The sequence below is a fragment of the Minwuia sp. IMCC3009 genome, assembly GCF_029909415.1.
Classification (GTDB): Bacteria; Pseudomonadota; Alphaproteobacteria; order Minwuiales; family Minwuiaceae; genus Minwuia.
The window spans coordinates 3,198,654-3,211,124 of record NZ_CP123781.1 but is presented as its reverse complement, the minus strand read 5'-3'; the positions used below and the strand labels follow the sequence as shown (position 1 = coordinate 3,211,124).

12 protein-coding genes and 1 tRNA gene (1 of these 13 cut by a window edge) are annotated in these 12,471 nt (G+C 64.4%); 8 read left to right on the top strand and 5 right to left on the bottom strand.

Features of this window, described 5'->3' with window-relative positions; genetic code table 11:
- Window positions 1-110: 110 nt before the first annotated feature.
- The 4 genes from nhaA (at window position 111) to QGV55_RS14970 (ending at window position 3,395) form a co-directional block, all read left to right on the top strand.
- On the top strand, window positions 111-1,361 hold the full coding sequence (nhaA, locus tag QGV55_RS14985; protein ID WP_281015964.1) for a Na+/H+ antiporter NhaA: 1,251 nt from the start codon (window positions 111-113) through the stop codon (window positions 1,359-1,361).
- Between the two features lie 91 nt (window positions 1,362-1,452).
- Window positions 1,453-1,770, top strand: a complete 318-nt coding sequence (locus QGV55_RS14980) for an NIPSNAP family protein (RefSeq protein ID WP_281015965.1) — start codon at window positions 1,453-1,455, stop codon at window positions 1,768-1,770.
- Between the two features lie 51 nt (window positions 1,771-1,821).
- Entirely contained in the window at window positions 1,822-3,150 is a 1,329-nt protein-coding gene (locus QGV55_RS14975; RefSeq protein ID WP_281015966.1) for a dihydroorotase, read from the top strand.
- Window positions 3,151-3,318: 168 nt separating this feature from the next.
- Window positions 3,319-3,395 (top strand) — tRNA-Met (locus tag QGV55_RS14970).
- 103 nt (window positions 3,396-3,498) lie between these two features.
- On the opposite strand, the gene QGV55_RS14965 is transcribed toward QGV55_RS14970, so the two are convergent.
- The gene (locus QGV55_RS14965) at window positions 3,499-3,630 is read right to left on the bottom strand and encodes a hypothetical protein (RefSeq protein ID WP_281015979.1); all 132 of its coding nucleotides are present in this window, start codon (window positions 3,628-3,630) and stop codon (window positions 3,499-3,501) included.
- Between the two features lie 348 nt (window positions 3,631-3,978).
- Here QGV55_RS14965 and QGV55_RS14960 point away from each other — a divergent pair, with 348 nt between their 5' ends.
- The 3 genes from QGV55_RS14960 (at window position 3,979) to QGV55_RS14950 (ending at window position 6,470) form a co-directional block, all read left to right on the top strand.
- Window positions 3,979-4,212, top strand: coding sequence for a DUF465 domain-containing protein (locus tag QGV55_RS14960; protein WP_281015980.1), 234 nt, complete (start codon window positions 3,979-3,981; stop codon window positions 4,210-4,212).
- 21 nt (window positions 4,213-4,233) lie between these two features.
- Window positions 4,234-4,557, top strand: a complete 324-nt coding sequence (locus tag QGV55_RS14955) for a TraR/DksA C4-type zinc finger protein (RefSeq protein WP_281015981.1) — start codon at window positions 4,234-4,236, stop codon at window positions 4,555-4,557.
- 158 nt (window positions 4,558-4,715) lie between these two features.
- Window positions 4,716-6,470 (top strand): adenylate/guanylate cyclase domain-containing protein, encoded by a 1,755-nt coding sequence (locus QGV55_RS14950; RefSeq protein ID WP_281023678.1) that lies wholly within the window; start codon window positions 4,716-4,718, stop codon window positions 6,468-6,470.
- On the opposite strand, the gene QGV55_RS14945 is transcribed toward QGV55_RS14950, so the two are convergent.
- Both QGV55_RS14945 and QGV55_RS14940 read right to left on the bottom strand, forming a co-directional pair.
- Window positions 6,439-7,577, bottom strand: a protein-coding gene (locus tag QGV55_RS14945; RefSeq protein ID WP_281015974.1) for an IS3 family transposase whose coding sequence is annotated in 2 segments (ribosomal slippage) — window positions 6,439-7,313 and window positions 7,313-7,577 — 1,140 coding nt in all. Because the reading frame shifts where the segments join, the coding sequence is not laid out codon by codon here. The genes QGV55_RS14950 and QGV55_RS14945 overlap by 32 nt on opposite strands.
- A gap of 467 nt (window positions 7,578-8,044) precedes the next feature.
- Window positions 8,045-8,251, bottom strand: coding sequence for a hypothetical protein (locus tag QGV55_RS14940; protein WP_281015983.1), 207 nt, complete (start codon window positions 8,249-8,251; stop codon window positions 8,045-8,047).
- A gap of 211 nt (window positions 8,252-8,462) precedes the next feature.
- On the opposite strand from QGV55_RS14940, the gene QGV55_RS14935 reads away from it, so the two are divergent.
- Window positions 8,463-9,440, top strand: coding sequence for a nitronate monooxygenase family protein (locus tag QGV55_RS14935; RefSeq protein WP_281015984.1), 978 nt, complete (start codon window positions 8,463-8,465; stop codon window positions 9,438-9,440).
- 97 nt (window positions 9,441-9,537) lie between these two features.
- Here QGV55_RS14935 and QGV55_RS14930 read toward each other — a convergent pair whose 3' ends face one another.
- Window positions 9,538-10,185, bottom strand: coding sequence for a VOC family protein (locus tag QGV55_RS14930; RefSeq protein WP_281015985.1), 648 nt, complete (start codon window positions 10,183-10,185; stop codon window positions 9,538-9,540).
- Window positions 10,185-12,471, bottom strand: the 3' end of a protein-coding gene (locus QGV55_RS14925) for a tandem-95 repeat protein (protein ID WP_281023677.1). 24,224 nt of this gene lie beyond the right edge of the window; the window shows 2,287 of its 26,511 coding nt (coding positions 24,225-26,511); its start codon lies off the right edge, out of view; the stop codon is at window positions 10,185-10,187. The genes QGV55_RS14930 and QGV55_RS14925 overlap by 1 nt, the downstream gene beginning before the upstream one ends.

Here is a 12,471-nt window from a genome sequence, read left to right as displayed (position 1 = left end):
CCTATCACATAGCAGGGGGCAATCAATTGGATAGATCATGAATATCAAGCATCTGGAGGAGGGATCGCGCCGTACGGACGCAGGATTTCAGTTTGAGGAGGGAAAGCGGCATGGCACAGGCTGCCTGGGCACGGATCGAACGTTTTGCGGGGCAGGAGGCCGCGCCCGGGATCACGTTGATGCTGGCGGCATTGCTGGCGCTGATCGTCAACAATTCGCCCCTGTCGCCGCTCTATACCGCCTTCCTGGCCGTCCCGATCGAGGTGCAGGTCGGCGCTTTGCAGATCGCCAAGCCGTTGCTGCTATGGGTCAATGACGGCCTGATGGCGATCTTCTTCTTCCTCGTCGGGCTGGAGATCAAGCGCGAGGTGCTGGAGGGCGAGCTCTCGCGCCTCGACCGCGCGATACTGCCCGTGGTGGCGGCGATTGGCGGCATCACGATCCCGGCAATGGTGTTCGTGCTGATCAACCAGGGTGTGCCGGCGAACCTGGACGGCTGGGCCATCCCGGCGGCGACCGACATTGCCTTCGCGCTCGGTATCCTGGCGCTGCTGGGGTCGCGGGTGCCGGTGGCGCTGAAGATCCTGTTGCTGGCCATCGCGATCATCGATGACCTGGCCGCCATCGTCATCATCGCCCTGTTCTATACGGCGGACCTGTCGATCGTATCGCTGCTGATCGGTCTTGTCGGGTTCGCGCTGCTTCTGGGGCTGAACCGGATCGGTGTCACGCGGACGGCACCCTATCTGCTGATCGGCCTGGTGATCTGGGTGGCGGTGCTGAAGTCCGGCGTCCATGCGACCCTGGCCGGTGTGATGATCGCCCTGACCATTCCGATGCGTGCGCCGAATTCCGCGCCGGAAGGCAGCCACGGCCCGCTGCTGGAGATGGAGCACGGACTGAAACCCTGGGTTTCCTTCCTCGTCCTGCCGCTGTTCGCCTTTGCCAACGCAGGTGTCTCGCTGCAGGGAATCTCCTTCTCCGATCTGCTGGCACCCCTGCCGCTCGGCATCGCGCTGGGTCTGTTCATCGGCAAGCAGGTGGGCGTCTTCAGCTTCATCTGGGTGCTGGTGAAGACCGGGGTCGGCGGGTTGCCGCAGGGGGTGAACTGGCTGCACATCTACGGTGTTGCCTGCCTGACCGGTATCGGTTTCACCATGAGCCTGTTCATCGGGTCGCTGGCCTTCGACGATGCGGCGCAGATGGATGCGGTCCGGCTGGGTGTGCTGCTCGGCTCCGTCAGTTCCGCGATCCTCGGCATCATCGTGCTCCGGCTCCAGGCTCCGGCGGTGGGAACCGACACGGCCGAATCCGCCGACATCGGACCGGGTGCGGCGACGCGCAGCCATGCGGGGTTCTGAACGGTTTCCCTGACTGCCGATTGGCTCCATAGTGCGAAAAAGGCCCCGGCCCGGAGCCGGGGCCAGCCTGCCACAATGGGGGAGAGACCTGATGATCTACGACATGCGCACCTATACCTGCCTGCCCGGCACCGTTCCGCTGCAGATGAAGCTCTGGATGGAGCACGGCATGGCGGTGCAGAAGAGGCATCTGGGGGAGCCGGTGATGTACGGCGCGCCGGAAGTGGGCGAACTGAACACCTATGTCCATGTCTGGGCCTATGACAGCCACGCCGACCGCGAAACGAAGCGTGCCGCCATGCAGGCCGACCCGGAGTGGGGCGCGTTCCTGAAGGCCTCGCGGGAGGCCGGTTACATCACCGCCCAGCGCAATCAGGTGCTGGTCGCCGCCCCCTTCATGTCACGCTGACCCGCACCCTGAATCCCTCACCCTGACACCGGAACCGGAGACCACAGCCCGATGCCCGAGACCTATGACCTGATCATCCGCGGCGGCACTGTCGTCAACCATGACGGCATCGGCCGGACGGACGTGGGTGTCCGGGACGGGCGCACGGCCTTCATCGGTGACCTGGGTCAGGCGGACGCGGGGGAGGTGATCGACGCCACCGGGCTGCATGTGCTGCCCGGTGTCATCGACAGCCAGGTGCATTTCCGGGAACCTGGGGCGGAGCACAAGGAAAACCTGGAGGCCGGGATGGCCGGTGCGGCGCTGGGGGGCGTCACGGCGATCTTCGAAATGCCGAACACCAAGCCCTCCACCACCACCCCCGAGGCGATCCAGGACAAGCTGGACCGGGCGAAGGGCCGCGCCGCTGTCGATCATGCGTTCTATGTCGGCGCCGCCGCGGAGAACACCCCGGAACTGGCGGACCTGGAGCTGCTGCCCGGTGTGGCCGGGGTGAAGATCTTCATGGGCGCCTCCACCGGCAACCTGCTGGTGCCCGATGATCCCTCCGTGCTGGCCGTCCTGAAGAGCGGTCGCCGCCGTGTCGCGGTACATTGCGAGGATGAGCCGCGCATGAACGAACGCGAGGGGCTGCGCGTCACCGGCGATCCCTCCAGCCATCCGGTCTGGCGCGATGCCGAAAGTGCCATCCGCGCCACCACCCGCCTGCTCGCCCTGGCGCGGCAGGCCGGCCGGCGCATCCATGTGCTGCATGTCACCACGGCGGAGGAGATGGTGCTGCTCGCGGCCCACAAGGACATCGCGACGGTGGAGGCGACGCCGCAGCATCTGACCCTGGCGGGGGAGGAAGCCTATCCCGCCCTCGGCACCCTGGCGCAGATGAACCCGCCGATCCGCGATGCCGCCCACCGTGCCGGTCTCTGGCGCGGGCTGGCGCAGGGCGTGGTGGATGTCATCGGCTCCGACCATGCCCCCCACACGCGGGAGGAAAAGGCGAAGCCCTATCCCGCCAGCCCCTCCGGCATGCCGGGCGTGCAGACGCTGGTGCCGATCATGCTGGACCACGTCAACGCCGGACGACTCAGCCTCACCCGATTCATGGACCTGACCAGCGCCGGCCCGTCACGGGTCTTCGGCATGGCGGGGAAGGGGCGGCTGGCCCAGGGCTATGACGCCGACTACACCCTGGTGGACCTGAAACGGACGGAGACCATCACCCACGCGCAGATGGCCAACATCTCCGGCTGGACCCCCTTCGACGGCAAGTCCGTCACCGGCTGGCCCGTCATGACCCTGGTGCGCGGCCACATCGTGATGCGCGACGGCGCCCTGACCGGCCCGAAGATCGGCCAGCCCGTCCGCTTCCAGGAATGCCTCTGACACCAGCGACCGTGCAGCAACGGCGGGCAAGCCCGCGACAGCGGCGTCTCAGGAGGCCCCGAAACGGCGCCCCGGGGCCCTGTTTCAACACGGCCCCACAAAGTCCCGAAAACCCCCAATCCCCCGCTTGACAACCCGCCCCGCCCTGACCAGTATCCGCGCCGTCGTGGCGGGGTAGCTCAGCTGGTTAGAGCAGCGGAATCATAATCCGCGTGTCGGGGGTTCAAGTCCCTCTCCCGCTACCACTTCTTCCTGACGTTTGATGATGTGTGCGGCGTCCAGGCTGGTCACGGTGTGGGCCGTCCCCACACCAGCGCGGCTCATCACCGCGCTGGTCCGGCATTTCAGCTATTTCCCCTGCTTGCCGGGGGAGATCAGGGGTTTGGCGGCGTTGGAGTTGGCGGTGGCGTAGACCTTCGGCTTTTCCTGCTTCGGCTTCTTCGTTTCCTTGTTGCCACGCGTCTTGTTGCCCTTGGACATTTCAATGACTTCTTCTGTGTGCCGGAGGCCGGGCCAGCCGGATGGCTGGAGGCATTAGCGGCGGAAGGGCGCGGAGGAGCCGGGTCGGTACGCCGGGGTGTCCGTTCCTTCCTGCTGATATGCGCATTCGGCCCGGCAACCACAAGGTGCCGACGGTCGGGTTCGGGGAGACCCCCCTTGCCGTGTCAGGCGCTCTCCCGGGGCAGAGCGACGAGGGTCGCGGTCTCCGCCGCGTCACGGAAGTCGATCCGCGTCACTTGACCGAGATCAAGGCCGCTGCCCCCGATCCACCTAGGATTTCGCACGGGCACACCATCGCTGCCCGACCGGTCCAATGGAGGAGACCCCATGTCCCATACACCGCACGAACTGGCCGAGGAGTTTCCGGACAAGGTGCAGAAGATCCATGATCTGAACGAGACGGACGCGCATTTCCGGAAGCTGGCGGAACGCTACCACACCGTGAACCGCGACATTCACCGCGCCGAGACCAATATCGAGCCGACGGACCAGTTCAACGAGGAACGGATGCGCAAGGAGCGGCTGCATCTGAAGGATCAGATTGCCGGGATGCTGGCCTGAGCGGTGACGGAGGCAGGAGAGATGACCGAGCACGAGGACATTCGCCGGAAACTGCTGGCTCGGAAGGCGGAACTGCTGGACCGGCTGCACCGGTTCGAGGAGGAACTCGACACCGTTGCGGACCCGGATTCGGAGGAGCGCGCCGTGCAGCGGGAAGGGGACGAGGCGATGGAGAGCCTGGGGCTGTCCGGGCTGAAGGAGATCGAGGCCATTGATGCGGCCCTGAAACGCTTCGCGGACGGCAGCTTCGGCCTCTGCGTCGGCTGTGGCGAGCGGATCAGCCCGGAACGGCTGGCGCTGCTGCCGCAGACCCCCTTCTGCAAGGTCTGTGTTCCGCAGCACTAGGCCGTCCTGCACCTCCAGGTGCGTGCCCCGGGCGGACCCTTGGCCGTGTCCGGTCGAACGGTCGTCTGCAAGCCAGTTTCGGGAAATTCATTTAATGGACGCGAACGGTCCGTCGTTCTAGTGTCGGCTCTCTGATTTCCTGAAGGATCGACTTGCCGTTGCCCAACGACCACACACAACGTCGGCTTGCCGCAATATTCGCCGCTGACATGGTCGGTTATTCGCGGTTGATGGAGATCGACGAGGAGAGCGTCATTGCGCGCCAGAAGGCGCATCGCGTCGACCTGATCGACCCGAGCATCGCCCGGTACAACGGACGGATCGTCAAGCTGATGGGTGATGGCATGCTGGTCGAATTTCCCAGCGTCGTCGATGCGGTCCGCTGTGCCATCGAGGTGCAGAAGGGGATGCAGGAGCGGGAGGCGGGTGTGGCCGACAGCGAACGCATCTGCTACCGGGTCGGTATCAACCTTGGCGATATCGTCATTGATGGCGACGACATCCTGGGCGATGGCGTGAATGTTGCGGCGCGGCTGGAAGGTCTGGCCATGCCTGGCGGTATCTGCATCTCGGACGTGGTGCATCAGAGCGTCGCGGGCAAGATCGACACGATCTTCGAGGATCTGGGCGGCCAGAAGGTCAAGAACTTCGAGCGACCGATCCGCGCATACCGGATTCTGACGGAGACTGGCTCACGTGGGGCCGTAGCCGCCTCGACCTCCGGTGCGGCAGCGACGGTGAAGCCATCGATCGCCGTCCTCGCGTTCCAGAACATGAGCGGCGACCCGGAGCAGGAATATTTCTCCGACGGCATCGCGGAGGACATCATCACCGGCCTGTCCCAGATCAGCGATCTGGTGGTAATCGCCCGGAACTCGTCCTTCAGTTACAAGGGGCAGCAGGTCGACCTGCGTCGCGTTGGCGAGGAACTCGGTGTCCGGTACGTGCTGGAGGGCAGCGTGCGGCGCGGTGGTGACCGGGTGCGCGTGACCGGCCAGTTGATCGACGCCGCCACGGGTGGTCATGTTTGGGCGGACCGGTTCGACGGCACGCTGGACGATATCTTTGCGCTGCAGGACGATATCACGGCAAAGGTGTTGAGCGCGGTCGGCACGGAGATCACACAAGCCGAGGTGAAACGGGCCCGCAGCGAACGCACAGCGGATGTCGCTGCATGGGACCTCTACCTGAGGGCCCTGCCATTCTACGAACAGGTCGATGGAGCCGGCCATGCGGAGGTGAAGCGTCTGCTGGCGAAGGCGATCGAGATCGACCCGGGGTTCTCCAGTGCGCATGCCATCCTGTCCCTCAGCTATGTGCAGGCGGCATTCCACGCATGGGAAGCCAGTGCCGCCGAAGCCATTGCCCAAGCCAAGGTATCCGGTCTCATGGCCGTGTCGCTGGATCAGTCGAATCCCCTTGGCCATGCGGCGCTGGGTTCCCTGCAGATGTTCAGCGCACAGCCGGATCTGTCCACGAAGTCACTGGGCCGAGCGCTGGAATTCAATCCGAATTTCTCGGCAGCCTATGGCCATCTGGCAAATTCCCTTGCGTTTCAGGGACGGACGGTGGAAGCGCTTGAAGCGGTCCAGAAAGCCCAGCGCGGCAGCCCGCGTGATCCTGCCCGATACCTGTGGTACGTCGGGACCATGAACGCATATTTTGCTTCCGCCGAGTACGAACATTGCGTCGAGGCTGCGGACAAGGCGATCCAGATGCGCCCCAACTTCTACGGCGCCCATTACATATCAGGCGCTGCGCTCGCGTTGCTTGGACGGATAGAGGAGGCAGGTGATCGCGTCAGGACCGCCTGCGAACTCAGAGGTGGTTCGGTTCGTTTGAACAGTTTCGAGCCGTTTCTTAGGTGGATTTTCCGCTTGGTTATGCCGCCACCGGGATTGGTTGCAACTTGATGTGATATGCCTGATCGGGCGTTTGCCCTTCCAGCGATGAATGCGGTCTCCTTGTGTTGTAGAAGGCCAGGTATCGGTCGATGCCCTGTCGGGCGGCTGACACGCTTTCATAGGCGTGCAGATAGACCTCCTCGTATTTGACGCTGCGCCAGAGCCGTTCGACAAACACGTTATCGCGCCAAGCGCCCTTGCCATCCATGCTGATCTGGATGTCGGCGTCCTTCAGCGCCTTGATGAAGTCAATGGACGTGAACTGTGATCCTTGGTCCGAGTTCATGATCTCCGGCTTGCCATATCTGCGCAGGGCATCATTCAAGGCCTCCAGACACGGCGCTGTTTCCAGCGTCACCGACAGCCGCCAGGCCAGAACCTTGCGGCTGAACCAGTCCAGAACGGCGACCAGATAGACGAACCCTCGGGCCATGGGAATGTAGGTAATATCCATGGCCCAGACCTGATTGGGCTGCGTCACGGCCAGCTTGCGCAGCAGGTAGGGATAGATCCTGTGACCGGGCGCAGGCTTGCTGGTGTTCGGTCTGCGATAGAGCGCCTCAATGCCCATCGTTTTCATGCAGGTTGCCACGTGCAGCCGCCCGGCCGTGAAGCCTTCCTGCCGCAGCAACCCTTTCATCATACGGCTGCCCGCGAACGGGTAGTCCATGTGCAACTCGTCAATTCTGCGCATAAGCTTGAGGTCCGCCGCACTGGTCGGGCGCGGCGCGTAATACAGGCTGCCCCGGCTGATCCCGAGAAGCCGGGCTTGCCGTGTCAGGCTCAGCCTGTGGTCCGGGCCCGTCATTTCCTTGCGCTCGGCAACAGACCGGCCTTGTCGAGCGCGCCCTCTAAAAAATCGTTTTCCAGCGCCAGCTGGCCAATCTTCGCGTGCAGGGACTTTACGTCGATCTGCGGCTCTTTCGCGGCCTTTGGCGTGTCATCGAAGACACCCGTTACGCCCTCAAGCAGCTGATCCTTCCACTGCTTGATCTGATTGGGATGCAGGTCGAACTGCGTCGCCAGCTCGCTCATCGTCCTGTCGCCCTTCAGCGCCGCCAATGCGACTTTCGCTTTGAAGGCAGGGCTGTGGTTCCGCCTGGGTCGTCTTGTCATCTTCGCTCCTTCGTCCCGGCAACGCTGCCGGATTGGGAGCAGAAAATCCACCTAACTCAACTGTCCAGATTTGTCGGGCCACCTCTCTCAACCCGCGCCTGACCGTGGCCAACACTGCACGCAACCCGATGTTCGTGCGAGCAGACGACGTGTCCCGTCTGCTCAAGGGATTGGAACTGGCCGGAACGCCTGCCTAGATCGTTCCATCGAATGATGGAATCGCACCGGCCCGCTCCCCCACCCGGCCACCCACGGGATCATGCTGAATGGGTGGCCGGGTGGGGGAGCGGGCCGGTGCCGCAATCAAACAGTGGAACGATCTAGACCGTTCTCCGGTCCGAGTGCAGCACCAGTCCTTTTTTCCGGTCGACTGCCCGCCCATGATCATGCAGCCGGTGGCCGGGTTGGCGCACTTGCAACCGGCGATGAAACGCTCCGGACCATTGTCAGCGGCCATCTCTTTCGAATCAGCGTCCGAACCATTCCCGCAGCAATTCCAGAAACGGGCCGACACTGCCCTGGCGGCTTCGGATCGACCAGGCGGGTCGCCAGGCGAGTCTGGAGACTTCCCGCCAGTCGAGCGTGCCGGCCTCCGTATCCGCGGGTGTCGCCGGGCGCGGTTCGGTTCCGGCCGGGTGGCGCAGGGCATCGATGCTTTTCAACTGGTCGGGCATGGCGGGATCAGCCTAGCAGGACAGCCGCTCCGCAGCACCTGCCGGCGGACCGGCCTTCACCGGCTTGTGTCATGGTTGCGCCGTGGTGGAACGGTGTGCTTGCGGCCCGCCGTGGTGGGGGTATGGTGCCGATCAGACAGGCAAGAGGGGCAGCGTGCCCCGCATTGCCCGCGTCGACAGTCAGCGCAATGGCCGGGGAGGCTGCAGCACCATGAAGACACGTATCACCGAACTTTTCGGAATCGAGCATCCGATCATCCAGGGTGGCATGCACTATGTCGGCTTTGCCGAACTGGCGGCCGCCGTTTCCAATGCCGGCGGTCTGGGCACCATAACCGGCCTGACCCAGGGCACGCCGGAGAAGCTGGCGAAGGAGATCGCCAAGTGCCGCGAGATGACCGACAAGCCGATCTGCGTCAACCTGACGTTCCTGCCGACGTTCGAGGCTCCGCCCTATCCGGAATACATCCGCGCCATCATCGAGGGCGGCGTGAAGATCGTGGAGACCGCCGGGCGCTCGCCGGAGGCCTACATGCCCGCCATGAAGGAAGCCGGGATCAAGGTGATCCACAAGTGCACCTCCGTCCGGCACAGCCTGAAGGCGGAGAAGATCGGCTGCGATGCCGTCAGCGTCGATGGCTTCGAGTGTGGTGGCCATCCCGGGGAGGACGACATCCCCAACATGATCCTGCTGCCCCGCGCGGCCGAGGAACTGAAGATCCCGTTCGTCGCCTCCGGCGGCATGGCCGACGCGCGCAGCCTGGTGGCGGCGCTGGCCATGGGTGCCGACGGCATGAACATGGGCACCCGCTTCATCGCCACGAAGGAAGCGCCGGTGCATGAGAACGTGAAGCAGGCCATCGTCGCGGCCTCCGAACTGGACACCCGTCTGGTCATGCGCGGCCTGCGCAACACCGAACGCGTGCTCACCAACCCGGCGGTCGAGAAGATCCTGGAGATCGAGCGGGAGAAGGGCGCCGACATCGCCATCGACGACATTCGCGAACTGGTCGCCGGCGTATATCCGAAGGTGATGATGGAAGGCGACATGGACATCGGTGCCTGGAGCTGCGGCATGGTCGCGGGCCTGATCCACGATGTGCCAAGCTGCAAGGAACTGATCGACCGCATCATGGCGGAGGCGGACCAGCTGATCCGTGCCCGCCTGTCAGGCATGATCGCCGCCTGATCCGGACTGAGACTTCCGAACGATGCCTGGGGCTGTCCGGTCTGATCCGGGCGGCCCCTTCGCTTTTCGGGGCGAAACCTTGTGCTGCCGGACGGTGCTACCCGAGTGTCCGAAGTCCGGACGGTGTCTGGAATGTCGCTGCCAGCCCGACCGGACCGGTCTCGAAGCTGACGCGCGGGTCATGCAGCTGCCCCTTCAGGCGGGCGGCGATGGTATCGGCGTCGGGGTGGCGGACGGTCAGGCCCTGCAGGGAACAGCCGCGGTCCTGCATCCGCGTGACGGGCAGGGGACCGGCGGGCCACTGGATCAGTGTCGGATAGGCACCCTGCATCGGCATCGACCCGTCATCGGGGACCGAGATCAGCCATTCCAGATCACCGCGGATGGCCTCTACCGCCGGGCCGCTGTCCGGGTGGGCGTGGGCGAGGCTGGCAGCGATGTCCGGCGTGCCGAGAATCCAGGTGCCGATGCACGGCCTGTCGTCAAAGCTGTCCAGGCCATACCAGCGCCCGGCATCGGGCGTCGGGGCATCCGGATCAACCGCGATGACCTCGAGGAAGTCGGCGGGGCCGAGTGCCAGCAGCCGGTTGTGCGTTCCCATGCGCGGGTGCGACCCACCAGGCGGCATCTCGATACCCAGCATCTCCCGCACCCAGTCCACGCCTTCGTCGAGCGTGCGCGCTGTGACGGCCAGGTGGTCGAGAACCAGCGGGGGACGTGAGTCGCCAGTGCCGTCAGGTGGCATTACGCCGGGCCGCCGAGACCGAACAGCAGATCACCCTGTACAACGCTGTCGCCCTCGACCCGGGCCACGACCGAGTAGCCTGCGACCGTCACGTCGGCGTCGTAGATCAGGTGCGTACCATCAAAGATGAAGTGGTCGCCCGAAGCCTGACCCGAATTCGTGCCGTCATAGTCGTCGACAATCTCCACCAGCGTCTGGTTCGCCTGATCGAAGTCCAATCCGTCAAAGAAGAACGTATCGGCATTCGAGGTGAAGTCCGCAACGACATCCACTGTGAGGCCCGATGCCGTGACGGTGCTGTTCGTGACGACATCTGTCAGGTCCGTCGTGCTTTCCACCACCAGCAGATCGTTTCCGGCACCTGTCGTGATGTTGTCGGCCCCGGCACCGCCGATGAGCACGTCATTGCCGTCGCCACCGTCCAGCGTATCGTCACCTTCGCGGCCATCGAGCTGGTCCGAACCCAAGCCGCCTTCCAGAATGTTGCTCTGATTGTCGGCGTCGATGGTGTCGTCGAAGTCACTGCCGATCACGTCGGCAACGCTCTGGATCAGCATGGTGTTGGCACCGGACGTCGCGACCGCCGTGTTCAGGTCCAGCGCCACGCCTGCGGAGACGTTGGCGAAGCTGACCAGATCCGTGCCGCCATTGCCGTCCACCGTGTCATTGTCGTCGGAGACGAAGAAGCTGTCCTCTCCGTCACCACCGGCCATGTTGTCCGCGCCCGCGCCGCCCTCGATCACGTTGGCTTCCGCATCGCCGGTCAGCGTGTCGCTGAAGCCACTGCCGATGATGTTCTCGAAGAAGGTGACCGTGTCCGTGCCGCCGAAACCGTCCGTCGCCGTGGTGTTGGTCAGATCGACCGCAACGCCTGCCGGATCGTCGGCATAGCTGACGACGTCGCCGTTGATCTCCACCGTCTCGCCGCCGGTCAGGACGTCGTCACCCGCGCCACCCTGGACAGTGTCGTCGCCATCGCCGCCGTCCAGCGTGTCGTTTCCGCCCAGGCCGGTGAGCTGATCATCGCCAAGGCCGCCGGTGATCACGTTGGCTTCCGCATCGCCGGTCAGCGTGTCGCTGAAGCCACTGCCGATGATGTTCTCGAAGAAGGTGACCGTGTCCGTGCCGCCGAAACCGTCCGTCGCCGTGGTGTTGGTCAGATCGACCGCAACGCCTGCCGGATCGTCGGCATAGCTGACGACGTCGCCGTTGATCTCCACCGTCTCGCCGCCGGTCAGGACGTCGTCACCCGCGCCACCCTGGACAGTGTCGTCGCCATCGCCGCCGTCCAGCGTGTCGTTTCCGCCCAGGCCGGTGAGCTGATCATCGCCAAGGCCGCCGGTGATCACGTTGGCTTCCGCATCGCCGGTCAGCGTGTCGCTGAGGCCACCGCCGTCGATCAGGATGTTGTCGATCGTCAGCGTCAGGTCGACCACGCCATCAGCCTCGTTCGTGGCGGCGAAGCCGATCGTGTGGGTTCCGGCGGCAATCGCGATCTCGAAGTTGCCGCTGGTCACGGCGGACTGGCTGTGCGCGATCACGTGGACCTGATCATCGATGATCAGGAATCCCGCATCATTGAAACTGCTGCCGAGATCTCCCCCGGAGATCGCGAAATCGAACGAGAGCGTGGCAGCCTGCGCAAGCACCAGCGTGTTGTTGGCCAGCAGCGCAGATCCGTTTGTCGCGTTCTGTGCGCTGCCGACCTCTGCCGTCAGGGCGGCGTCCAGTGAACCGGCGGCAAGACCCAGAAAGGACTCTATGGCGAAATCGGTCTCAGGGTTCGACACCAGTGTCGCGAGTTCGCCGGTGAACGAAACACTGCCAAGCGCCGTCCAGTCGGTGCCACCGGCAGCGAAGTCACCGTTGACTACATCAGCCACTGCGACAGGCGCGTCATTCACCGCGTTGACGGTGACGGTCACGGTCTCGGTGTCGGTGCCGCCGTTGCCGTCGGAGACGGTGTAGGTGAAGGTGTCCTCGCCGTTGAAGTCGGCATCCGGCGTGTAGATGACCTGACCGGTCTGCGCGTCGATGGCGACCGCGCCGTTCGCACCCTGGGTGACGGCAGAGACAGTGAGAGAGTCACCATCAACGTCGGAGTCATTGGCCAGCACGTCGATGGAGACTGCGGTGTCCTCGTCGGTCGCGATGGTGTCGGCCACTGCGACAGGCGCGTCATTCACCGCGTTGACGGTGACGGTCACGGTCTCGGTGTCGGTGCCGCCGTTGCCGTCGGAGACGGTGTAGGTGAAGGAATCCTGGCCATTGAAGTCCGCATCCGGC